This is a genomic window from Thalassobacter sp. HA4-2 (assembly GCF_055693705.1).
In genome coordinates this window covers 872,850-895,135 of record NZ_JBVFUK010000001.1, presented here as the reverse complement: position 1 = coordinate 895,135, position 22,286 = coordinate 872,850, and the positions used below count along the sequence as shown (strand labels likewise).

General features: G+C 62.5%; 21 protein-coding genes, 1 tRNA gene and 1 pseudogene. 13 read left to right on the top strand and 10 right to left on the bottom strand.

Annotated features, from left to right (window positions below):
- Positions 1–97: 97 nt before the first annotated feature.
- A complete protein-coding gene (serS, locus tag ACZ1G0_RS04595; RefSeq protein WP_472735867.1) occupies positions 98–1,390 on the top strand; it encodes a serine--tRNA ligase in 1,293 nt (430 codons plus the stop codon).
- On the opposite strand, the gene ACZ1G0_RS04590 is transcribed toward serS, so the two are convergent.
- From ACZ1G0_RS04590 to ACZ1G0_RS04580, 3 genes are read right to left on the bottom strand one after another with little or no spacing between them, the layout of a single operon-like run.
- Positions 1,387–2,865 (bottom strand): TRAP transporter large permease, encoded by a 1,479-nt coding sequence (locus ACZ1G0_RS04590; RefSeq protein ID WP_472735866.1) that lies wholly within the window; start codon positions 2,863–2,865, stop codon positions 1,387–1,389. The genes serS and ACZ1G0_RS04590 overlap by 4 nt on opposite strands.
- Positions 2,862–3,395 carry a TRAP transporter small permease gene (locus ACZ1G0_RS04585; RefSeq protein ID WP_472735865.1) on the bottom strand — a complete coding sequence of 178 codons (534 nt, stop codon included), beginning with the start codon at positions 3,393–3,395 and terminating at the stop codon, positions 2,862–2,864. Before ACZ1G0_RS04585 ends, ACZ1G0_RS04590 begins: the two co-directional genes overlap by 4 nt.
- A 10-nt stretch (positions 3,396–3,405) precedes the next feature.
- A complete protein-coding gene (locus ACZ1G0_RS04580) occupies positions 3,406–4,434 on the bottom strand; it encodes a TRAP transporter substrate-binding protein (protein WP_472735864.1) in 1,029 nt (342 codons plus the stop codon).
- A gap of 125 nt (positions 4,435–4,559) precedes the next feature.
- Between ACZ1G0_RS04580 and ACZ1G0_RS04575 the strand changes: the two genes are divergently transcribed.
- Complete coding sequence (locus tag ACZ1G0_RS04575) at positions 4,560–5,315, top strand: SDR family NAD(P)-dependent oxidoreductase (RefSeq protein WP_472735863.1); 756 nt, start codon at positions 4,560–4,562, stop codon at positions 5,313–5,315.
- Between the two features lie 82 nt (positions 5,316–5,397).
- On the opposite strand, the gene ACZ1G0_RS04570 is transcribed toward ACZ1G0_RS04575, so the two are convergent.
- The 4 genes from ACZ1G0_RS04570 to ACZ1G0_RS04555 form a co-directional block, all read right to left on the bottom strand.
- Positions 5,398–5,474: transfer RNA gene (locus ACZ1G0_RS04570), tRNA-Arg, on the bottom strand.
- A 67-nt stretch (positions 5,475–5,541) separates the two neighbouring features.
- On the bottom strand, positions 5,542–6,936 hold the full coding sequence (locus ACZ1G0_RS04565) for a sensor histidine kinase (protein ID WP_472735862.1): 1,395 nt from the start codon (positions 6,934–6,936) through the stop codon (positions 5,542–5,544).
- 124 nt (positions 6,937–7,060) lie between these two features.
- Positions 7,061–8,476 carry a dihydrolipoyl dehydrogenase family protein gene (locus tag ACZ1G0_RS04560; RefSeq protein ID WP_472735861.1) on the bottom strand — a complete coding sequence of 472 codons (1,416 nt, stop codon included), beginning with the start codon at positions 8,474–8,476 and terminating at the stop codon, positions 7,061–7,063.
- Positions 8,477–8,531: 55 nt separating this feature from the next.
- Positions 8,532–9,260, bottom strand: a complete 729-nt coding sequence (locus ACZ1G0_RS04555) for a TVP38/TMEM64 family protein (protein ID WP_472735860.1) — start codon at positions 9,258–9,260, stop codon at positions 8,532–8,534.
- Between the two features lie 322 nt (positions 9,261–9,582).
- On the opposite strand from ACZ1G0_RS04555, the gene rpmH reads away from it, so the two are divergent.
- The 11 genes from rpmH (at position 9,583) to ACZ1G0_RS04500 (ending at position 18,575) form a co-directional block, all read left to right on the top strand.
- Positions 9,583–9,717, top strand: coding sequence for a 50S ribosomal protein L34 (rpmH, locus tag ACZ1G0_RS04550; protein WP_007255172.1), 135 nt, complete (start codon positions 9,583–9,585; stop codon positions 9,715–9,717).
- 10 nt (positions 9,718–9,727) lie between these two features.
- On the top strand, positions 9,728–10,108 hold the full coding sequence (gene rnpA, locus ACZ1G0_RS04545; protein WP_472735859.1) for a ribonuclease P protein component: 381 nt from the start codon (positions 9,728–9,730) through the stop codon (positions 10,106–10,108).
- A complete protein-coding gene (gene yidD / locus ACZ1G0_RS04540; protein ID WP_472735858.1) occupies positions 10,105–10,323 on the top strand; it encodes a membrane protein insertion efficiency factor YidD in 219 nt (72 codons plus the stop codon). Before rnpA ends, yidD begins: the two co-directional genes overlap by 4 nt.
- A gap of 67 nt (positions 10,324–10,390) precedes the next feature.
- Complete coding sequence (ttcA, locus tag ACZ1G0_RS04535) at positions 10,391–11,263, top strand: tRNA 2-thiocytidine(32) synthetase TtcA (protein ID WP_472735857.1); 873 nt, start codon at positions 10,391–10,393, stop codon at positions 11,261–11,263.
- 60 nt (positions 11,264–11,323) lie between these two features.
- Positions 11,324–12,856: a putative bifunctional diguanylate cyclase/phosphodiesterase gene (locus ACZ1G0_RS04530; RefSeq protein WP_472735856.1), complete on the top strand. Its 1,533-nt coding sequence runs from the start codon at positions 11,324–11,326 to the stop codon at positions 12,854–12,856.
- Between the two features lie 97 nt (positions 12,857–12,953).
- Complete coding sequence (yidC, locus tag ACZ1G0_RS04525) at positions 12,954–14,810, top strand: membrane protein insertase YidC (RefSeq protein WP_472735855.1); 1,857 nt, start codon at positions 12,954–12,956, stop codon at positions 14,808–14,810.
- A complete protein-coding gene (locus ACZ1G0_RS04520) occupies positions 14,807–15,541 on the top strand; it encodes an MOSC domain-containing protein (RefSeq protein WP_472735854.1) in 735 nt (244 codons plus the stop codon). Before yidC ends, ACZ1G0_RS04520 begins: the two co-directional genes overlap by 4 nt.
- Positions 15,538–16,197 carry a ribosome biogenesis GTP-binding protein YihA/YsxC gene (gene yihA, locus ACZ1G0_RS04515; protein ID WP_472735853.1) on the top strand — a complete coding sequence of 220 codons (660 nt, stop codon included), beginning with the start codon at positions 15,538–15,540 and terminating at the stop codon, positions 16,195–16,197. Before ACZ1G0_RS04520 ends, yihA begins: the two co-directional genes overlap by 4 nt.
- Positions 16,198–16,227: 30 nt before the next feature.
- Positions 16,228–17,094, top strand: coding sequence for an acetylglutamate kinase (gene argB, locus ACZ1G0_RS04510; protein WP_472735852.1), 867 nt, complete (start codon positions 16,228–16,230; stop codon positions 17,092–17,094).
- Positions 17,095–17,140: 46 nt separating this feature from the next.
- Positions 17,141–17,935 (top strand): sterol desaturase family protein, encoded by a 795-nt coding sequence (locus ACZ1G0_RS04505; RefSeq protein ID WP_472735851.1) that lies wholly within the window; start codon positions 17,141–17,143, stop codon positions 17,933–17,935.
- Positions 17,936–17,939: 4 nt separating this feature from the next.
- Positions 17,940–18,575, top strand: a complete 636-nt coding sequence (locus ACZ1G0_RS04500; RefSeq protein WP_472735850.1) for a ferredoxin — start codon at positions 17,940–17,942, stop codon at positions 18,573–18,575.
- A 116-nt stretch (positions 18,576–18,691) separates the two neighbouring features.
- Here ACZ1G0_RS04500 and ACZ1G0_RS04495 read toward each other — a convergent pair.
- The 3 genes and pseudogenes from ACZ1G0_RS04495 to ACZ1G0_RS04485 form a co-directional block, all read right to left on the bottom strand.
- Positions 18,692–19,482: pseudogene (locus ACZ1G0_RS04495) on the bottom strand (amino acid ABC transporter ATP-binding protein).
- A gap of 14 nt (positions 19,483–19,496) precedes the next feature.
- A complete protein-coding gene (locus ACZ1G0_RS04490; RefSeq protein WP_472735849.1) occupies positions 19,497–20,972 on the bottom strand; it encodes an amino acid ABC transporter permease in 1,476 nt (491 codons plus the stop codon).
- A 1-nt stretch (position 20,973) separates the two neighbouring features.
- The gene (locus ACZ1G0_RS04485; protein ID WP_472735848.1) at positions 20,974–22,200 is read right to left on the bottom strand and encodes an amino acid ABC transporter permease; all 1,227 of its coding nucleotides are present in this window, start codon (positions 22,198–22,200) and stop codon (positions 20,974–20,976) included.
- Between the last annotated feature and the right edge of the window lie 86 nt (positions 22,201–22,286).

The following is a 22,286-nucleotide window of genomic DNA, read 5'->3' as shown; positions in this document are numbered from 1 at the left end:
TGGTTTCGGGGGGAAACCCAGATGCCGGATTTTGCTGGAAATGCCCTGTGTGCCGTGGCACATCCCACCGCAAACACACCCAAACCGGAGACACCCGATGCACGACATTCGCGCCATTCGCCAAGACCCTAGCGCCTTTGACGCCGCCCTGTCTCGTCGTGGGCTGGACCCGCAATCCCCCGCCATTCTGGCCCTGGACGAGGCGCGGCGCGCCTGCATCCTCGCCGCCGAAACCGCCCAGGCCGAGCGCAACAAGGCCAGCAAGGAAGTGGGGGCCGCCAAGGGGCGTGGGGACGAGGCCGAATTTGAACGCCTGCGCGCGCTAGTCGCTGAAAAGAAAGCGGAAATCGCCGCCATGGAGGAAGAGGCCAAGGCCAAGGATGCCGCCCTGCGCGACCTGCTGATGGCCCTGCCGAACCTGCCGTTTGACGATGTCCCCATGGGGACAGACGAGGCGGACAACGTGGAAATCCACCGCTGGGGCACGCCCGGCACCTTTGATTTCAAACCCGTGGAGCACTTCGAATTGGCCGGCGTGCAACCGGGCATGGACTTCGAGATGGGGGCCAAACTGTCCGGCTCGCGCTTTGTGGTGCTGCGCGGGGCCGTGGCGCGGATCCACCGGGCGCTGGCGCAATTCATGCTGGACCACCACGTTGACACAAATGGCCTGACCGAAACCAACACCCCCGTTCTGGTCAACGAGGCCGCCATGTATGGCACGGGCCAACTGCCGAAATTCGGCGAGGACAGCTATCAGACCCGCGAGGGGATGTGGCTGATCCCGACCTCCGAGGTGACCCTGACCAACACCGCCGCGGGCGAGATCATCGAGGCGGATCAACTGCCCCGCCGGATGGTGGCCCATTCCCTGTGCTTCCGGTCCGAGGCCGGGTCGGCAGGCCGGGACACCACCGGCATGTTGCGTCAGCACCAGTTTGAGAAGGTCGAGATGGTGTCTGTCACCCATCCCGATCAGTCCCGGGCCGAGCTGGACCGCATGACCACCTGCGCCCAAGGCATCCTCGAAGCCTTGGGTTTGCCCTATCGAACCGTCGTTCTGTGTACCGGTGACATGGGCGCCGGTGCCCGCCGCACCCACGACATCGAGGTCTGGTTGCCCGGTCAGGACACCTACCGCGAAATCTCCAGCTGTTCGGTCTGTGGCGACTATCAGGCCCGCCGCATGAACGCCCGGTTCCGCCCCGAAGGCGGCGGCAAGCCGGAGTTCGTGCACACCCTCAACGGCTCCGGCCTTGCGGTGGGGCGGTGCCTGATCGCGGTGCTTGAAAATGGCCAGAATGCCGATGGTTCGGTCACCTTGCCGTCCGTCCTTGCGCCCTATCTGGGCGGCAAGTCCACGCTGACCGCAGACGGTGGATTGGCCTAGACCAACAAGAACAACGTGATGGACGGGAAGGCGACAAGGATCGCCACCCGCATCAGGTCTGACGCGACGAACCACAGGACCGCGCGGTAGGTGGCGGACATGGGCGTGTCGCGGTCCATGGCGTTGATCACAAACAGGTTCATCCCCACGGGGGGCGTGATCAGGCCGACCTCTACCACGATCAGGACAAGGATGCCGAACCAGATCGCGGTCAGGGTCTCGTTGAAGCGGGCGTGCATGGCCTCGGTCACCGGGCGCAGGCCCATCTCGCGGAACTCGTCCCGGGTCAGGGCGATCCCTGCGTCCAGCTTGTCCTGGGCGGCGCGCAGCAGCTCGGGGGCGACCTCCACCCCCTCGGCCAGCCGGGCGGCCTGCATGTCCAACAGGGTGATCAGGCCGAAATCCATCCCCTGCATCACCGGCCAGAAGATGGGTATCGTCAGCAGGATCATGGACAGGCTGTCCATCAGGCAGCCCATGATCAGGTAGAACGCAAGGATCAGGATCAGGACAGTCAAGGGGGCGTAGCCTTGGGTCACGACCCATGTTGACGCCTCTTGCGGCAATTGGGTCAGGGCCAGAAACGAATTGTACATGGACGCGCCCAGAATGATCAGAAAGATCATGGCCGAGGCGCTGGCCGTGGTCAGGATGCTGTCGCGGAACAGGGCCCAGGTCATGTTGCCCCGCGCCCATGCCAACAGCCCCGTGCCCGCCGCCCCCACTGCCGCCCCTTCGGTGGGCGTGAACCAGCCTTGATAGATGCCGCCCACCACCAGCCCGAACACCAGCACCACGGGCCAGACGTCCCACAGGGCGCGCAAGCGTGCGGCGTAGGCCATGCGGGGCCGGGTTGTCCCCATGGGGACAAGGCGCACATAGATTGCAATTGTCAGCATGTAGCCAAGGGCCGCAAGGATCCCGGGCACAAAGGCCGCAAGGAACAGCGATGCGATGTTCTGTTCGGTCAGGATGGCATAGATCACAAGGATGACCGAGGGCGGGATCAGGATGCCAAGGGTGCCCCCCGCCGCCAGCGTCGCCGTGGCAAAGCCGCCCGGGTAGCCGTTGCGCTTCAACTCCGGCAGGGCCACGCGCGACATGGTCGCCGCCGTGGCTAGGGACGACCCGCAGATCGCCCCGAACCCCGCGCAGGCCCCCACGCTGGCCATGGCCACCCCGCCCTTACGGTGACCAAGGAAGCCCTCGGCGGCCTTGAACAGGGACGTGGACATGCCCGACAGGCTGGCGAATTGGCCCATCAGCAGAAACATCGGAATGATGGAAAGGCTGTAATTCGAAAACGTCCCGTAGCTGGAGGATTTCAGCAGGTTCAGCGCCATGTCCGGGTTCCCGGTCACGACCCACAGGCCCCCTGCCCCCACGGCGAACATGGCCACGCCAATGGGCGCGCGGGCAAAGATCAGGGCCAGCAGGATCGGAAAGGACCACAGACCCACGGTCAGGGCCGTCATGGGCGCGGGCCTTGCAGGGCGTCGATCCCACGGGCCACGGCGCAATAGACCCCCACAAGGGCGGCAATCACGGCAGCGACAAAGCTGGCCCCATAGGACCACCAGATCGGAAAGCGCAGCAGAAACGACGTCTCGCCGTTGTGGAATTTCTCGACCGCGCCCACGCCCAAACGCCACGCGATGACGACCATGACACCGGCCAGGGCCACCTCCCACACCGCTGTAAGGACCTGATTGGCCCGGGCAGGCAGGGCGCGGGTAAAGACGTCCACCGTGGCGTGTTCGCGGTGCAACTGAACCCAGGGCAGAAAGGCAAAGACCACAAAGGCCATGCCCGCCTGCACCACCTCGAAGTCACCCGGGACCGGGGCCACGCCCATGCGCAGCAGCCAATCCCCCGGCAGCGCATGGCCCAGCGTGTTCAGCCCCCGGCCCAGCACACTGACGCAGGTCAGCATGATCAGGGCCAGCAGGACCAGCCCCCCAAGGATCGCCATCCCGCGCGCGACTTTATCCACCAGACCGCGCACGGGGCTGCGCCTATTGGTTTTCAGCGATCAGGGCACGGGCGCGCGCCACCAGCCCCGTGCCATCCTTGCCCGCCGCATCCATCTCGGCGATCCAACGGTCGATGGTGGGCTGGGACGCGGTGCGCCACTCGGCCACCTGATCGGGGGTCAGGGTGATGATGGTGTTGCCCAGATCCTCGGCCGCCTCGCGGGCGGGCCCGTCGTCGATCTGCATCTGCCGCCCGGCGAAGGCCGACAGCTCTAGCCCGGAGTTGTCGTCGATCACCGCCCTCAGGTCCGCCGGCAGGGCGTCATAGGCAGCGGAGTTCATGGCGAAGATGAAGGCGAGGGTATACAGGCTTTCGTCCGCAAATTCCGTGTGGTTCTGCACCAGTTCCGGCACCCGCAACGCGCCTGTGACTTCCCACGGGATCACGGCGGCGTCGATCACCCCTTGGGACAGCGCCTCCGGCACGGCGGGGACGGGCATACCGACAGCGGTCGCCCCAAGGTCCGAAAACAGCATGTTCGTGGTGCGCGAGGGCGCGCGCAGTTTGACGCCGTTCAGGTCGGCCACGGTTTCAATCGGGTCAGACGAATGGATCAGGCCCGGCCCATGGACCCACAAGCCCAGCACATGGAAATCCGCAAACTCCTCCTGCATCGCCTCTTGTCCCAGGGTCCAATAGGCGCGCGAGGTGGCCTCGGCGTTGGCGTTTTGCATCATGAACGGTAGTTCGAACACCTCGGCACTGGGAAAGCGTCCGGGGGTGTAGCCCAGCACGGTCCACACGATATCCGCCGTCCCGTCGATCACCTGGTCGATCAGTTGCGGCGGCGCGCCGCCCAGCTGCATGGCGTGGAACCGGTCGATCTTGATCCGGCCCTCGGACGCCGCCTCGATCCGGTCGGCCCATGGGATCAGGATATTGGCGGGCACATTGGCTTGGGCGGGCAGGAACTGGTGCATCCGCAGGGTCACCTCCTGCGCGCCAACGGGGCCGATCAGAACCGCAAGGGCCGTGGCCGCTGCGGTCAAGAATGAGGTGCGTGTGATCATCAGATCCTCCCAACTGTATGGTCCAAGGGGTATGGAGCGTTGCCCCGTGGGTCAACCAGCGATTGTCCTTGATTGCGCGCCCGTCCCCGTGAAATCTGTCGCGCAGGCAGAAGGAGGAGCGTGCAATGCAGATCAAGGACCAAACGGCGATTGTCACAGGCGGGGCCAGCGGGCTGGGGGCGGCCACGGCGCGGCACTTGGCAGGGCTGGGCGCGCGGGTGGCGGTGTTGGACTACGCCGATGCCAGTGCGCTGGCGGATGACATCGGCGGGCTTGCCGTGTCCGTCGACGTCAGCGATGCCCAGGCCGTGGAACGCGCTGTCGCGCAGGTGACAAAGACCTTTGGCGCCCCGCGGATCGTCGTGAACTGCGCCGGGGTCGCCCCCGCCGCGCGCATTGTGGGCCGGGACGGGGCCACCGGGCTGGACGTGTTTCAACGCACCATGGCGGTCAACCTGTTTGGCACTTACAACGTCATGACCCACGGGATCGCGGCCATGATGGCGCTGGACCCGGTCGAGGATGGGGAGCGGGGCGTCGTGATCAACACCGCCTCTGTCGCCTACGAGGACGGGCAGATGGGGCAGACGGCCTACGCCGCCTCCAAGGGGGCGATTGCCGCCATGTGCCTGCCCGCCGCCCGAGAGTTGGCCCGCAGCGGGATCCGCGTGATGGCCATTGCCCCGGGCCTGTTCCACACCCCGATGATGGAGGGTCTGCCGGACGAGGTGACGGACGCGATCACCGCCAACATCCCCTTCCCTGCCCGCCTTGGGCAAGCCGATGAATATGCGCACCTAGCGCAGCATATCATTGAGAATCGCTATCTGAACGGGAGCACCATCCGGCTGGACGGGTCCGTGCGCCTGCCCCCGCGATAAGGCGCGCAATACGGGGGCCCAGACAAAACAAAACCGCGCAAATTGCTTTGCGCGGTTTTTGATTTCCACCTGTGTGGAAGTGTGGCGGTCCGAGGAGGATTCGAACCCCCGACCCCTTGATTCGTAGTCAAGTACTCTATCCAGCTGAGCTATCGGACCACGAGGTGTGACCTATCTTTACCGCCTTCAAAGCGCAAGACCGTTTTTGCGGATTTTTCCGCGCCGCTCAGACCTTTTCCAAAACGGTCTTGCGCGGCAGGTGAATCACGAAACAGGTGCCGTCGGCGCCCGTCCGCTCCAACTCCAGCGTGCCCCCGTGGCCCCGGATCAACTCTGCCGCGATGGCCAGACCAAGGCCCGTACCGCCCTGCCGCTGGCCGCCCTGGAAGGGTTGGAACAGGAATTCCTGCGCCTTTGGGGGCAGGCCCGGACCGGTGTCCGACACGCGGATGCACCAGTGGGTGTCGCTTTGATCGCCGGTGATGGTGATCGCGCCGGCGGTGGGCAGCCCTTCAAGGGCTTGGCGGGCGTTGCGCACCAGATTGCCGATGACGCGGTACAACTGTTCAGGGTCCGCGCGTACCCGCAGACTGTCGGGGATGGCGCAGGTGATGGCCACCTTTTCCGCGTCCACGGCCAGTTGTTCTGATTCCGCGATGTCGTGGCACAGGGGGGCAAGGTCCACGATCTGTAGCTGTGGCGCGCTTTCGTCCGCCTTGCCGAACGCCAGCGTCCCCTCGCACAAGGACACGGCGCGGGACATGGAACGCACCAGCTTGGGCGCCACGCGCTTCACGGTCGGATCATCCACCCGTTCCAGACGGTCGCTGAGCAGAGTCGCGGTGGTCAGGATGTTGCGCAGGTCGTGGCTGATCTTGGCCACGGCCGCGCCCAGTTGCGCCAAGCGCTCCTTCTGCTTGAGGGAGCCGGACAGTTGGGTTTCCAGTTTCAGCAACCCCTCTTCGGCGGCGCGCAATTCGGTGACCGTCGAGGCCGGGGTGATGATCCGCGTCGCATCCTGTGGCGCAGCGGCGTAGCGTTCCATGTCGCTGACCAGCCCCTTGATGGGCAGGACCAGCAGGCGGCGCACGGCCAGGAACAACAGGCTGGCGGTGATGACCGAGATGATCAGGGACAGCAGAAGGATGTTCAGGCCAAACTCCAACAGGGCCGCGCGCAGGGGGCGACTGTCCATGGCAATCTCGATCTGGATGCCCCCGCCCATGACAGGTTCCCCAATGACGCGCAGGACCTGCGGTTCAGTGTGCACCAGACGGTACAGGGCGTCGCGGATCAGAACGGCGGGGCGGTTGTCGCGCAGGTCAATGGTCTTGCCCACCATCTGCGGCACGGGGCTGGACAGCACCAATTGCCGCGTCTCGTCCCGGCGCAACACGACGTTCAGCACACCTGCGTTGGCCAACAGCTCTGCCTCGATCTGAGGGGTGATCATTTCGTCCGTGGCCAGTAGGGCCAAAGAGGCAATCTGTGCCCGTTCCAGCCGCGCCCAAAGGTAGTCTTCGCGGAACCGTGCGATGGAGGGTACAAAGATGAACACCTCGGCGATCATCACGAAGATGGTCGTCAGGATCAGAAATCGGCCAGAGAGGGAGTTGAACATGCTGTCTGCTTTGATTGTCGGCCATCGTGTAAGCGAAACGGCACAGTCTGTCCATGCCGCCCCGTAGGGTGGGACTTGTCCCACCGCCCCGTTGAGAGGCGGGACAAGTCCCGCCCTACCGCCCCTAGGGCAACAGTTTTTGCACAAGGCCCACGACACGTTTGACCGTCGGATTGTCAAACAGACGGGGGGTGTAGTATTGCCCCGCCGCGCGTTTGTTGATCTCGCCCAGCGTCGGATAGGGCGCGATCATGGCTGCAACGGCCCCGATCTTGAGGTTGTTGGCCAGAACCAGCGCCCATGTCTGGATCAACTCGCCCGCGTGGGCCCCCGCAATGGACGCGCCCACAGGTTTGCCCTTGACGATCATGACCTTGATCAAACCTGCGGTTTTGCCCTCGGCGATGGCGCGGTCATTCTCGTGGTAGGGAAAGCGGACGACCTCCAGCTTGGCACCATACTTCTGCTGTGCCTGCGCCTCGGTCAGGCCGACTTGGGCCATTTCCGGGTCGGTGTAGGTGGCCCAAGGGATGTGATCTTCGCGGATCTTGGCAGGCAGGCCGAACAACATGGACCGGATGATGACCCCGGCATGATAGCCCGCCACGTGGGTGAACTGGTGCCGCCCGGCGACATCCCCGATGGCATAGACCTTTTTGTTGGTGGTCTTCAGCTTGGCGTCGGTCTTGATGCCTGCGCGGGTGTATTCGATGCCCCCCGCCTCCAGGTTCAGGCCATTCACGTTGGGCGCGCGGCCCACAGCCATCAAAAGGTGGCTGCCGGTAAAGCTGCGCCCGTCCTTGGTATGGATCGTGATATTGCCCGCCTCGCCCTCGATCCGTTCGGCCAGGGCCCCCTCGGCGATCTCGATCCCCTCACCGCGCAGCTTGTCGAGGATCACGGCGGCCATTTCCGGGTCATCCTTGCCAAGGGCCTTGCCGCCCTCGATCACGGTGACCTTTGACCCAAGACGCCGATGCGCCTGCGCCATTTCCATCCCGATGGGACCGCCGCCCACGATCAACAGGTGATCGGGCTGGTCGTGGTCGTCGAACAGGGTTTCGTTGGTGTGGTAGGGCACCGTGTCCAGACCGGGGATGGGCGGCACAAAGGGGCTGGAGCCTGTGGCGATCACAACCCGCCGTGCCCGGATCCGGTAGTTGCCCGCCTCGACGGTCTTGGGGTCGATAAACTTGCCGTATTCACGGATGACGCGGACGCCGAAGCCTTCGAACCGTTCCTGGCTGTCCACCGGCGCGATGGTGTCGATGACGTTTTGCACGTGGTCCTTGGCTCCGGCAAAACTGATGTCTGGGGTGGTGCCCGCAACACCGAAGGACCCGTGACTGGCGGTGTAGGCCTGTTTGCCCGCCGCGATCAGGGCCTTGCTGGGCACGCAGCCGAAGTTCAGGCAGTCACCGCCCATCTTGTGGCCTTCCAGCAGGATCACATCGGCGCCCATCTGGCTGGCCCCTGCGGCGACGGACAAGCCGCCCGATCCTGCACCAATGATCAGCACGTCTGTTTTGAGATCTTCCATAATGGGGGACTTTCGTTTGAGCATTTCGTTAGGTGTGTTCAGGGCGTTCATGGGTTCAGCCCTTCTTGAAACGTTTGAGGAGGATGGGCAGCAGCGACAGGGCCGCCAGACCCAGCAGGGGGCCGATGACGTGCGGCTCGAAGATGATGCCAAGGTTGGGGGTCTCGCCCTTCGCAAAGACCTCGCCCAGGCCCGCACCGACCCAAGTGTACACGATACCGCCCGGCAGGATGCCAAGGAACGTCGTCACCACGTAGCGGGTCAGGGACACGCCCACGAAGGCGGGGATCAGGTTGGCCACAAAAAAAGGCACGGCGGGCACAAGGCGCATAATGAACAGATACGACAGCTCATCTTCCTTGATGCCCTCCTTGATCCTTTTCACGACCCCCTCGGAAGCGTCCAGCTTTGCCGCCATCCGGTCCCCAAGACCGGTCTTGGCGGCCAGAAAGATCGCCGTGGCCCCGATGGTCGCGGCGGCGGCGTTGAAAAGCGCACCGGGGAACAGACCGAACAGAAAGCCCCCCGTCAGCGTGGCAATCGCCGCCCCGGGCAGGGAAAACGCCACGATCACGATGTAGGCGGCAATAAAGGCCAAAGCGGTCAGCACATAGTTGTTGTCGCGGAACGACAGCAGCGTCTCGCGGTTGTCGGCAAGGGTTTGGAAATTCAGCACATCACCCAAGGCATAGGCCCCGACCCCCGCCACGGCGAGGATGGTCAAAAGCGGCAGGTGCCGGAGGAGGCCTTTTTTCTTGGGCATGTTTTGCGTTGTATCAGACATTTCAGGGTTCCGTTTGGAATTAGTGTTTCGAGTTGCCCCTTGGATGCCCGATCAGAACCGCTGGCGATATCCCCCCTCACGGGTCGGTGATCAGAGGTGATTGAAAACAGCTATCAGGCTCGATTTGTGTCAAAATCCGCTGAATTGTTTCAAGTGTTTGTTTCAACCGCCCCTTGCAGTATAACGCAGCAATTACCGCGACCCGGCGGTTGACAGCCCAAGGGGTGGGCTTTAGACGCCAAGTCTCAGATTAACTGCCGTCGAATCTCGGGCGCTATGGTAGCAAACGAGGCACCGGCTTAACCGCTTGGAGCTCAGGTCAATGAAACGCACCTTCCAACCATCCAACCGTGTGCGCAAAAACCGTCACGGCTTCCGCGCACGCATGGCCACCAAAGCGGGCCGTAAGATCCTGAACAACCGCCGCGCCCGCGGCCGGAAATCGCTCAGCGCCTAAGCGTCACAGCATGACCATGTTCAAACCGCCTGCGTCTTTGGAAGACAGGACGCAGGCGGTTTCTTTGTGTGTGCTGTCCAAGCGCGCGGACTTCCTGAGGGCCGCGCGCGCCCGCCGCGCCCCTGCGGGGTCGTTCATGTTGCAGGCCCGCCCCCGGGACGTGGGCGAGGATGTGCGCGTGGGCTTCACCTGTTCCAAAAAGGTCGGCAACGCCGTGGCCCGCAACCGCGCCAAGCGCCGCCTGCGCGAGGCCGCGCGCCACGTTCTGACCGTGGAGGGTCGCCCCGGCTGGGACTACGTGTTGATCGGGTGGAAAGACAAAACCGCCGACCGCCCCTTCGAGGCCCTGCTGAATGATCTGCGCGCAGCCTTGGCCAAGGTGCACCCGTGACCCCCCTCGCCTACGTCCTGTCCCTGCCCGTCAAAGCCTATCGCGCCGTGTTCTCGCCTTGGGTCGGGTTCAACTGCCGCTATCACCCCACCTGTTCGGCCTACGCGCTGGAGGCATTGTCGAAACACGGCGGGATCAAGGGCGGTTGGTTGACGCTGCGACGCATCGGGCGGTGCCACCCTTGGGGCAGGTCTGGCATAGATAACGTCCCCTAACGCCCTTGGCACTGGCGGATGCCTCCGGCGGAGGGTATTTGGGGCCCAAAGAAGGAAGGGTTGCGCCATGCTCGATGATCACGACGATATCCACCCGCTGTTTCACGGCGCGCCCAAAACGGCGGAGTTCAAGAAGCTGCGCAAGCGGCTTGTGCGCGAAACCCGGGATGCGATTGACCGCTATGGCATGGTGGAACGCGGCGCGCGGTGGCTGGTGTGCATGTCTGGCGGAAAAGACAGCTACACCCTGTTGTCCATCCTGACAGAGCTGCAGTGGCGCGGCGTGCTGCCCGTGGACATCCTGGCCTGCAATCTGGATCAGGGGCAGCCGAATTTCCCCGCCACTGTGTTGCCGAAATTTCTGGAAAAGATGGGCGTGCCCCACCGGGTGGAATACAAGGATACCTATTCCATCGTGAAGGACAAGGTGCCCGCCGGGCGCACCTATTGTGCCCTATGTTCCCGCCTGCGGCGCGGCAACCTGTACCGGATCGCACGGGAAGAGGGGTGTTCTGCCGTGGTGCTCGGCCATCACCGCGACGACATCCTTGAGACGTTCTTTCTGAACCTGTTTCACGGTGGCAAATTGGCGACCATGCCGCCCAAGCTGTTGAACGACGAAGGCGACCTGTTCGTCCTGCGCCCGCTGGCCCATGTGGCCGAGGCCGACTGCGCCAAGTTCGCAACCGCCCTGAACTATCCCATCATCCCCTGCGATCTGTGCGGCAGCCAGGACGGTCTGCAGCGCCAGGCCATCAAGGCCATGCTGGACGGGTGGGAGGCCAAGGTGCCCGGGCGGCGCGGCAAGATGTTCTCGGCCCTGATGCAGGCGCGCCCGTCCCACCTGCTGGACCCGGATCTGTTCGACTTCGCCGGGCTGATGCGCGCGGAACCGGACGCATTTGAAGGAAATGATCCGCAACCCCCTCGGTTGCGTTAAGGGATCAGTGATCCATGGGATTTAGGTTCGACGCCAGTCAATGGCGAAAGGACCAATCCCGTGGCGGCCAAGAAACGAACACTTCACCTGCGACGGCGCGCGGCGCATGCCGTGCGGCGCATGGATGTCATTGCGGTATTTCCCCTGTGCGCTGTGGTGGCTTATGGCCTTGGCCATGATGCCCTTGCATGGGTATTCATGTTGGTCTTGCCGACCTTGCTCGCCCTTTCGGTCCAAGAAACGCCCCAACCACAGGAGACTGCGATGAACCTGCGCCCGACGTCCCGCGAAGGATTCACTGGAACCGTGGACACCATCTGGGACGACGCGCAGGCGCAGGAAAAATCCACCGCCGTCCTACTGTTGGAAATTGAGGAGTTGTTCTTGCTCCATGGCACATGGGGCGCGTCCGAGGCGCGCGATATCATGGACCGCGTGACAGAACGGGTCTGCGTTACCGTTCGCACCAAAGACGTCGTGGGGCGTTTTGGCGATACAATGATCGCCATTGCCCTGACCCCGGTGCCTCGGGCTGATCTGGATGTGACCATGGCCATTGTGGACAGGTTGCAAGGGGCCGTTGCGGAACCGATTACCGTGAATGGCCGGGTCCTGCGGGCACGATCCTCCATCGGCGTGTGTACCGCGGATCAAGCCCCGGCCTCCGGTGGCGCGGCAATGGTCGCAGCGGCGGAATGTGCCTTGGGGGCCGCGCGGCGCCAAGGCGACGGGGCCGTACGCATGTTCACCCCCGAAATGCAGCGCGAGCGTGAGGTGGAACACCAACTGACCGATCAAGTCGCCAATGCGCTTGAAAACGGCGAAATCGAGGCTTGGTTTCAGCCTCAGATTGCAACTGACACCCGTGCGATCACCGGGTTCGAGGTGCTGGCACGTTGGCGGCATCCTGACCTTGGCACCCTGACCCCGGCCCGCTTTCTGCCCGCAGTGCGCGCCGCGAACCTGATGCCGCAGCTCGGGGCCAATATGCTGGACCAGGCCATCCAAGCCCTGAAGGCTTGGGATCGGGCTGGGGTTCGGGTGCCCTGCATCGGCCTGAACATGAGCCTAGAGGAACTGCGCGACCCGCGCCTGGCCGAACAGGTCGCATGGCAAGTGGACCGCTTTGACCTGAAGCCGGAGCGGTTTTGCATTGAAATTCTGGAATCAGTCGCACTGACCGAAGGGGACGAGGCCGTGACCACCAACCTCGCCCGCTTTCGCAGCCTAGGGTTCCGTTTGGACTTGGATGATTTTGGGACCGGGCAATCCTCTATCGCGCATGTGGCCAAGTTTGGGGTAGATCGCATCAAAATCGACCGCTCCTTCGTCAGTGCCATCGATACGGAGCCACAGCAAAAACAGGTCTTGGCCGCGATTCTCGCCATGGCCAGCCAACTGGGCATTGATACCCTGGCCGAAGGCGTGGAAACCAAAGGCGAGCATGGGGTTCTGGCGCAATTGGGCTGCACCCATGCCCAGGGCTACGGGATTGCCAAACCAATGCCCCTCGACGATACGTTGGAATGGGCGACCGCGCACAATCGGGAAATCACCAGTGTTCCCATGATCAAACGTCGCCGGTCCGGCTGATTTGCCCCGCACTGATAGCTGGAAAACCGCTTGACGTTGGACCCTTGGCCCTATTGAACACCGGGGACTTTCCGAAGACGTAGCCAAGGTGCCCGGTATGGACGATCAGAACAAGAACCTTCTTCTCGCAACGGCTCTCAGCTTTCTTGTGATCCTTGTATGGTTCGTGGTGTTCCCGCCCGAAGAACCCGTCGCACCGCCACCATCCGAGATCGCAGCACAGACGGATGGCGGCGTTGTTCTGCCCCCTTCGGCCGACGACAGCGGCGCGGCCATCCCCGGCGGCGTCGCCGTGACCCCCACGGAAACCCGCGAGGCAGCACTGGCCGCCAGTCAGCGGATCACCATTGATACAGACCGCGTGACCGGTTCGTTGTCGCTGAACGGGGGGCGTATCGACGATTTGGCCCTCAAAGACTATGACGAAACCCTGGCCGAGGACTCGCCCATCGTGACCCTCTTGTCGCCCGTTGGCGGCCCGTCCGCCTACTATGCGCTTTATGGATGGGCCCCCGCCGGTGCGCTTTCCTTTGACGATGTGCCAGGGGCAAGCACCGGGTGGTCCGTGGAAAGCGGCAGCCAATTGACCGTGGACAGCCCCGTCACACTGGTGTGGGACAACGGCTCCGGCCTCGTCTTCCGCCGCGAAATCGCCATCGACGCAGACTATATGTTCACCGTCACCCAATCCGTGGAAAACACCGGCAGCGCGGACGTGCGCCTTGCGCCCTACGGCATCGTGGCCCGCCACGGCCTGCCTGACGATCTGCAGAACTTCTTCATCCTGCACGAGGGTGTTGTCCGCAAATCCGACGGTATTCTGGACGAAGTCGGCTATGACGACATGGTCGATTTCGACTTTGACCGCGCCGAAGGCGGCGGCGTCGAGGTGCAACCCGTCGAGCAGAACGGATGGATCGGCTTTACCGACAAATACTGGATGACGACTTTGATCCCCGGCGAAGGCCAAGATTTCCGCGCGGTGGCCAAATACGTACCATCGGCCGATATCTACCAGACGGAAACGCGTCTGCCCGCCGTGACCGTCGCCCCCGGCGCCACGACCGCAGTCACGACCAAGCTGTTTGCCGGGGCCAAGGAATGGGAAACCATCCGCAGCTATCAAAACGACAAGGGCATCGACCGGTTTGTGGACAGCATCGACTGGGGTTGGTTCTACTTCCTGACCAAGCCGATCTTCATGGGCCTGCATTTCCTGAACGCATTGATCGGCAACATGGGCTGGGCCATCATCGCCCTGACCCTGATCATCAAGGCCCTGCTGCTGCCTCTGGCGTACAAATCCTACGTCTCCATGGCACGGATGAAAGAGCTGCAGCCCGAGATGGAGAAGATCAAAGAGACCGCTGGCGAGGACCGTGAAAAGCTCCAGAAAGCAATGATGGAGTTGTACAAGAAGGAAAAGGTGAACCCGGCCGCAGGTTGCCTGCCGATCCTTCTGCAAATCCCGATCTTCTTTTCGCTGTACAAGGTGATTTTCGTGACGCTGGAACTGCGCCACGCGGAATGGCTGGGCCCCTTTGTTGACCTGTCGGCGCCGGATCCAACGTCGATCCTGAACCTTTATGGGCTGTTGCCCAACGCGGCACCAGAACCCGGCACGGTGATGGCACTGGTGTTCATCGGTATCCTGCCACTGCTGCTGGGCATCTCCATGTGGTTCCAGCAAAAACTGAACCCGGCCCCCACAGACGCCACTCAGGCTATGATCTTTGCATGGCTGCCATGGGTGTTCATGTTCATGCTGGGCGGCTTTGCCTCTGGCCTTGTGCTGTACTGGATTGCGAACAACACGATCACATTCACCCAACAGTATCTGATCATGCGCAGCCACGGCACGAAACCGGACGTGTTCGGCAACATCAAAAAGAGCTTTGCGAAAAAGCAGGCAGAGGCTGCCAACCAGACGTCGAAACCCAAGGGCAAAAAGTGACCGGCCACCTGACGGAGATCTGGCGGCACCCGATCAAGGCCATTGGGCGGGAGCGTTTGGGGTCCATCACTCTGTCACCGGGCAAAACCTTGCCCTTGGACCGCGCCTGGGCCGTCGCCCACGCAGCCTCGAAAGACGGGGCGCAGGGCTGGGCCGCCAAGGCCAACTTCCTGCGCGGCGTCACAGGCAGTCAACTGATGGCCATCACTTGCACTGTTGCAGGATCGACGATCACCCTGCGGCACCCGGCGCAAGATAATCTGACCGTGGATACCACGGGCGACACGGCCCCTTTGATGGATTGGCTGCGCCCCCTGTGGCCCGCGGATCAACCGCAACCGACCGCCCTGCACCACCTTGCAACAGGCTTTACGGATGTGCCGGACCCTTGGATTTCGATCCACACCGCCGCCACCCACAGGGCGGTCGAGCAGCGCATTGGTTACCCTCTTTCGATCCACAGATGGCGGGGCAACCTGTGGCTTGACGGCTTTGCCCTGTTCGAGGAATTCGACTGGATCGGCAAAACCCTTGAGATTGGCGAGGCACAGATCAAAATCCACTGCCCAATCACCCGCTGTAAGGCCACAATGGCCAACCCCGAAACCGGCCACCGCGACCACGATACATTGGCCGCCCTACGCACTTGGGGTCACCAAGATTTCGGGGTATACGGCGAAGTGATCCAAGGTGGCACCATTGCCCCGAATGCAAAGGTGCGCGTGTTATGACAGACCAACTCCCCTTCCCCGAGGTTGAGGAACCCGATGCCCAGACCCTCGAACTGGGGCGCAAACTGTTTGCCACCGGCACGGATTTCCTGAAAGGCGTCGTGGCGATGGACGGGATGCCCGAGGGCGACCGCCTGGAGGTGTGCTTTGCCGGTCGATCGAACGTGGGCAAATCCAGCCTGATCAACGCCGTCACCGGACGCCGCGCGCTGGCCCGCGCCTCCAACACGCCGGGCCGCACCCAAGAGATCAACTTCTTCACCCTCGCCGACAGCCACTATCTGGTTGACCTGCCCGGTTACGGCTTTGCCAAGGCCCCAAAGGCCGAGGTGGCGAAATGGCAGCGCCTGCTCAAGGCCTATCTTGCGGGCCGCGCCAACCTGCGCCGCGCCTTTGTCCTGATCGACAGCCGCCATGGCGTCAAAGACGTGGACGAAGAAATCATGAGCCTGCTGGACAGCAGCGCCGTGACCTTCCAAGTGATCCTGACCAAAGCCGACAAGGTCAAAGAGATTGACCGCGAAAAGATCCTGACCCAGGTGCGCAGCAAACTGTCCAAACACCCTGCTGCCTTTCCGGAACTGATGGTCACGTCGTCGGAAAAGGGCTGGGGCATTCCGACCCTGCGGGCCACGATTGCAACGCTGGTGCGATGATCCTGTCCGCCTCGCCCCAAGGATGAACAGATGAAAAAGCAGACCGCCATGACCCGCGACTATATCGCCACCGCCAAGACCCTGAACGAAGCCCTGCCCTACCTGCGCCGCTATGCCGGGGCCGTGGTGGTGATCAAGCTGGGCGGTCACGCCATGGGTAGTGACGAGGCGATGGCCGAATTCGCCCGCGATGTCATGCTGATGCGCACGGTTGGGATCAACCCCGTGGTCGTCCACGGCGGTGGCCCCATGATCAACGCCATGCTGGACAGGCTGGGCGTGCAATCGGAATTCCTGCGCGGCAAGCGGGTCACCGATGCCGCAACGGTCGAGGTGGTTGAAATGGTCCTGTCCGGTGTCGTCAACAAGCGGATCGTGCAAGCCATCAACGCCGCCGGGGGCCAAGCGGTTGGCCTGTCGGGCAAGGACGCCGACCTGATGGTCTGCGCCCCCGATGACCCTGATCTCGGCTTTGTCGGCACCCCCAAGACTGTGAACACCGCCATTCTCGATCGCCTGTTCGAGGCAGAGATGATCCCCGTCATCGCCCCCTTGGGCACCGGCGAGAACGGCGAGACCTTTAACATCAACGGCGACACGGCGGCTGGGGCCATCGCAGGCGCGCTCAAAGCAGACCGTCTGATGTTGCTGACAGATGTCGCAGGCGTCAAAGACGACAGCGGCGAGGTGGTGACGCAACTGACCGCCAAGGCCGTCAAGGATATGATCGCAGACGGCACCATCGCAGGTGGTATGATCCCCAAGACCGAAACCGCCCTCTATGCCCTGCACATGGGTGTGCGCGCGGCGGTGATCTTGGATGGCCGCGTGCCCAACGCCGTCCTGCTGGAGTTGTTCACCGAGCACGGTGCAGGCTCCATGATCCGTGCGGACTGACGCAACTGTGCATTGCCCCAACGGGCAAAGGCGATAGAACAGAGCCATGGAAAACGAAGCCCTCATCCGATTTTCGATCTTCTTTGGTCTGTTCGTGCTCCTCGCCAGCATCGAGGCCTACGCCCCCCGCCGCGCCCGCGTCCAAACCCGCAAGGGCCGCTGGTTCACGAACTGGGGCATGACGATTGCGAACACGCTAACCCTGCGCCTGCTGGCCGTCGCCTTGCCCTTCCTCGCGGTGGGGGCGGCGGTCGATGCCGAGGCGCAGGGCTATGGCCTGTTCAACGCCCTCGCCTTGCCCCTTTGGGCCGAGATCGTCCTGACGATCCTAATCCTCGATTTCGCCATCTGGTTGCAGCACCTGATCACCCACAAGGTGCCCCTGCTGTGGCGCCTGCATCAGGTGCACCACTCCGACCGCGACCTGGATGTGACATCCGCCATCCGCTTTCACCCGCTGGAAATCGCCCTGTCCATGGTCCTGAAAATCGGCCTTGTGTACCTGCTGGGCCCCGCTGCAATCGCGGTGATCCTGTTCGAAATCATCCTGAACGCGACCGCCATGTTCAACCATGCCAACATCGCCATTCCGACGCGGGTGGATCGCTGGCTGCGGCGCGTCATCGTGACCCCTGACATGCACCGCGTGCACCACAGCGACAACCGGGCAGAGCACGACAGCAACTATGGCTTTGCCCTGTCCATCTGGGACCAACTGTTTGGCACCTACATCCCACAACCCAAGAGCGGACACGACGGCATGACCGTCGGACTGGCGTGGCAAGACGACCGCACCGCGCGGCTGGATTGGTCGCTGCTGCTGCCCTTCCGCAACCGCTGACACTGTGGCCCTGACCTACGACGACCTGACACAACAGGCACAAGGGCGCGCCCTTGTCGTCCTTGGCGGTTTCCACCCGACACCCACCGACAATTGCCCGCCCAACACCGGCACCCTCATCCTGCTGGGACCGAACCCCGACCGCTTTTGGCCCACACTCCAATCCAGCCCAGAGGCAACGACACAGGACCCTATCGACCGTTGGTCCCGCCGCGTGATCGGCACATGGGCCTGCGATCTTGGGGCCAAGGCGCTGTTTCCATTCGGCAGTCCCGTCCGACCCTTCTTTTCTTGGGCGCTGCGCACGGGGCGCTGTCACGGATCACCGGTGCAACTGCTTGTCCATGACACCCAAGGGCTGCTGGTGTCGTTTCGGGGCGCATTGGCCCTGCGCGCGTCAATCGACCTGCCGCCAGCCCCGCCCGGCCCCTGCACGACATGCGCCAAACCTTGCTTGACGACCTGCCCCGTGTCGGCCCTGTCGCCCACACGCTACGATCTCGACGCGTGCCACAGCCATTTGGACACACCGGCAAACACCTGCATGTCTCAAGGCTGCGCCGCCCGCCGCGCCTGCCCCGCCAGCCCCGCACGGCCAGACGCGCAATCCGCACACCACATGGGCCACTTTCACCGCTAACCCCGCTTCATCGGGCCACAAATACCCCCGGGGGAGCGCGCACGCGCGGGGGCAGCGCCCCCCACATAAAAATGGGCGCCCGAAGGCGCCCACATTCAGGTCAAACCACGCGTGTCCTAGTGGCCAAGGATCTGGCTCAGGAACAGTTGCGTCCGTTCGTTCTGCGGGTTGGTAAAGAACGGCTCCGGCTCGTTCTGCTCCACGATCTGACCCGCATCCATAAAGATCACGCGGTTGGCCACCTGACGGGCAAAGCCCATCTCGTGGGTCACGCACAGCATGGTCATGCCCTCTTCGGCCAACTCGATCATCGTATCCAGCACTTCCTTAATCATCTCTGGATCAAGGGCCGATGTGGGTTCGTCAAACAGCATGATCCGCGGCTTCATGCACAGCGACCGGGCAATGGCCACACGCTGCTGCTGCCCGCCGGACAGCTGCCCGGGGTACTTCAACGCTTGATCGGGGATTTTCACTTTCTCAAGATAGTGCATCGCCACCTCTTCGGCCTCTTTCTTGGGCGTCTTGCGCACCCAGATCGGGGCCAACGTGAGGTTTTCAAGGATCGTCAGATGGGGGAACAGGTTGAAGTGCTGAAAGCACATGCCGACCTCGGACCTGATCTTGTCGATGTTCTTGAGGTCGGACGACAACAGTGTCCCATCGACCTCGATGGAGCCCTGCTGGTGTTCCTCCAGCGCGTTGATGCAGCGGATCAGCGTCGATTTGCCGGATCCGGAGGGGCCACAGATCACGATCCGCTCCCCCGTTGGACGGTCAAGTTGATGTCGCGCAGGACGTGGAACGTCCCGTACCACTTGTTCATCCCGTTGATGGTGATCGCCACCTCGTCCGAGACGGACATTTTGGAACGGTCGGCCGTTTGTGCAGTTGCAGGTTCAGTCATTGGTCAGACCCTCCTTAATGACGGTCGGTTTGCAGTTGGCGTTCCAGCCACTGCGAATATTGCGAAATGCCGTAGCAAACGACGAAGAACAGGACACAGGCAAAGGCCCAGGTTTCCCAGTAGATCCCCGCCCAGTCCGTGGACGACAGGATCGGCCCGCGGATCATGCCCACAAGGTCGAACATCGAAATCACGGACACCAGCGTGGTATCCTTGAACAGGCCCACGGCCACGTTCACGAGGCCGGGGATCGAGATCTTGAGGGCCTGTGGCATGATGATCAGGCGGGTCGCTTGGGCGTAGTTCAGGCCCAGGCTGTCTGCCGCCTCGTACTGACCCTTTGGCAGGGCAGCGAGGCCGCCCCGGATCACTTCGGCCATATAGGCGCCCGAGAACAGGGTGATCATGATCATCACCCGCAGGATCAGATCCGGGTTCGAATTCGGCGGGAAGAAGTAGGCCAAAACCACGTTCGCCACGAACAGCAGTGTGATCAGCGGCACGCCCCGAATGAATTCGATGAAGATCACGCAGAACCCTTTGATCAGCCACATGTCCGACTGGCGGCCAAGGGCCAACACGATGCCAAGGGGCAGCGACAGGGACACGCAGACCACGCCAAGGATCAGGTTCAACATGAACCCGCCCAAGTTGCGGCTTTCAACGATATCCAGCGCCAAGACGCCGGACAAACCGCCCGACACCATGCCCATGATCCACCACGTCGCAAAGGCAGCCACGATCGCGGCAGCGGCCCCGGCAGCAAAACCGATCTTGTCCAACCGTGTGAAGGCAAAGCCAGCGGCCACAAAGCCCAGCAACGTGCCCACGGGGGCGATCAACGTGCCACCCCAGATCAGCCAATAGGCCAGCACCGGGAAGGCGGCGGTGAACAGGACCATCCAGCTTGGGATTGTCAGTCCATCTTCGTTCCAAAGCTCTGACAGCTTGGGCAGGATCAGCGCGGCCATGATCACAAAGGGTACGACGGTCAGAATGATCGTCAGAAGCGATACGTGGATCGCGACAACGAACAGCGCGGACAGTGCCATGGAAATCAGCCAGCCAATGACCACGCCACGGGGCATTTTGTGACCGATGTACAGGATCGGCGGGATGGCGAGGAACAGCAGGTAAAAGGCTGTGGTGGGGCGCCAATAGTATTCCACCGGATATTCAAACCCGAACAGCATCTGGCCCCAGCGTTCGGTGATCACGGCGAAACAGCCGCCACCGTTGCCTTGCAGGGTCTCGCGGCATTCACGAATGCTGCCGCCTTCCCATGTGCCGTTGATGATCCAAGGGACCAGCCCCGACAGCAGCCAATAGATGATGTACAGCCCCACAAGGGTGGCGATGGCATTGGGGATGTTTGAAAACAGGTTTGTTTTCACCCAATGCATCGGCCCGGTTTCACCGGGGGGCGGAGGTGCTGGCGGGATTTCGGTGTCGCGGACGAAAGCGACGGTTTGTGCGTGTGTATCGCTCATCTCACCGCTCCTTCAATTTAACAGAGTTGTTGTACCAGTTCATGAACAGCGAGATCAGCAGGCTGATCGTCAGATAGAACAGCATCAACAGCAGGATGCACTCCAATGCCCGGCCCGTCTGGTTCAGGGTGATGCCCCCCAGCGTGCCCGTCAGGTCCATGTAGCCCACCGCAATCGCGAGCGAACTGTTCTTGGTGATGTTCAGGTACTGTGAAATCAGCGGCGGGATGATGACCCGCAGAGCCTGAGGCAGAATGACCAGCGACATGGTCCGGTTGGGACGCAGGCCAAGGGCCGCCGCCGCCTCGGTCTGGCCTTTGCTGATGGCAAGGATACCGGCGCGCACGTTCTCCGCGATGAAGGCCCCTGTGTAGATCGACAGGGCGAACCAAAGCGCGATGAAAGATGACCGCAGCTGCAAGCCCCCCTCGAAACGGAAACGGCCCATTTCGGGCAAATCAACGCCGATGGGCCGACCCGCCACGTAGAACATGATGATGGTGGGGATGAAGAAGATCGCCAGCGACGGAAGGAACACAGGCACTTCGCGTCCCGTGTCGAACAGGGTTTTCCGCGCGTACCAGCGCCAGCCAAAGATCCCAGCGATCGACGCAAGGAAAGTGAGGACGACAATGGCCGACCCTTCGCCGTAGTTCAGTTTCGGAATAAACACGCCCTGGTTGGTCGCGGCCATCATGCCGAACAGCAACTCCCGCTCTGGCGGGGATCCGTCGCGGGGCAGCCGGAATTCCGCGATGGGCGGGAACACGTTTGCGGTGATGGTGAAAATGATGATCAGCCAGATCAGCACGGGGATATTGCGGAAAATCTCCACATAGATCGACATCAGCTTGTTGATGATCCAGTTGTTGGACAACCGCAGCACACCCGCGATGACGCCGAACACAGTGGCCATGAGACAGGCTAGAAACGCCACGATCAGCGTGTTGATCGCGCCGACAATGGTCGCGCGCCAGTGGGTGTCTTGGCTGGTGTAGGCGATGGGCTGCTGGTTGATGTCGTAGCCGGCTGGGGCGGACAGGAACTCGTAGCTGAACCCGTTGGCCTGCAATTGTTCGTTCTGCGAAGCGTTGTAGGCAAGGTAGCTGACGCCAAGAATGATGGCGATCAAAGCTATGAATTGGAAGGTGTACGAACGATAGCGCGTATCGTTGATGAGCATGCCAAGACGGAAACCGTCGTTTGGCGGGTCACTAAGTGTGGTCATGTTAATCCCCGAAGTTCCCGGCGGTTATTGGTCACGCGGTGCAAGCACCCCGCCCCTTCCATGGGTTATTCTTCTTGTTTTCAAAA

Coding starts and splice junctions, on each gene's coding strand:
- serS (WP_472735867.1), top strand. CDS start 98: ATGCACGACATTCGCGCCATTCGCCAAGACCCTAGCGCCTTTGACGCC.
- ACZ1G0_RS04590 (WP_472735866.1), bottom strand. CDS start 2,865: ATGACGGCCCTGACCGTGGGTCTGTGGTCCTTTCCGATCCTGCTGGCC.
- ACZ1G0_RS04580 (WP_472735864.1), bottom strand. CDS start 4,434: ATGATCACACGCACCTCATTCTTGACCGCAGCGGCCACGGCCCTTGCG.
- ACZ1G0_RS04575 (WP_472735863.1), top strand. CDS start 4,560: ATGCAGATCAAGGACCAAACGGCGATTGTCACAGGCGGGGCCAGCGGG.
- ACZ1G0_RS04565 (WP_472735862.1), bottom strand. CDS start 6,936: ATGTTCAACTCCCTCTCTGGCCGATTTCTGATCCTGACGACCATCTTC.
- ACZ1G0_RS04560 (WP_472735861.1), bottom strand. CDS start 8,476: ATGGAAGATCTCAAAACAGACGTGCTGATCATTGGTGCAGGATCGGGC.
- ACZ1G0_RS04555 (WP_472735860.1), bottom strand. CDS start 9,260: ATGTCTGATACAACGCAAAACATGCCCAAGAAAAAAGGCCTCCTCCGG.
- rpmH (WP_007255172.1), top strand. CDS start 9,583: ATGAAACGCACCTTCCAACCATCCAACCGTGTGCGCAAAAACCGTCAC.
- rnpA (WP_472735859.1), top strand. CDS start 9,728: ATGACCATGTTCAAACCGCCTGCGTCTTTGGAAGACAGGACGCAGGCG.
- ttcA (WP_472735857.1), top strand. CDS start 10,391: ATGCTCGATGATCACGACGATATCCACCCGCTGTTTCACGGCGCGCCC.
- yidC (WP_472735855.1), top strand. CDS start 12,954: ATGGACGATCAGAACAAGAACCTTCTTCTCGCAACGGCTCTCAGCTTT.
- yihA (WP_472735853.1), top strand. CDS start 15,538: ATGACAGACCAACTCCCCTTCCCCGAGGTTGAGGAACCCGATGCCCAG.
- argB (WP_472735852.1), top strand. CDS start 16,228: ATGAAAAAGCAGACCGCCATGACCCGCGACTATATCGCCACCGCCAAG.
- ACZ1G0_RS04505 (WP_472735851.1), top strand. CDS start 17,141: ATGGAAAACGAAGCCCTCATCCGATTTTCGATCTTCTTTGGTCTGTTC.
- ACZ1G0_RS04490 (WP_472735849.1), bottom strand. CDS start 20,972: ATGAGCGATACACACGCACAAACCGTCGCTTTCGTCCGCGACACCGAA.
- ACZ1G0_RS04485 (WP_472735848.1), bottom strand. CDS start 22,200: ATGACCACACTTAGTGACCCGCCAAACGACGGTTTCCGTCTTGGCATG.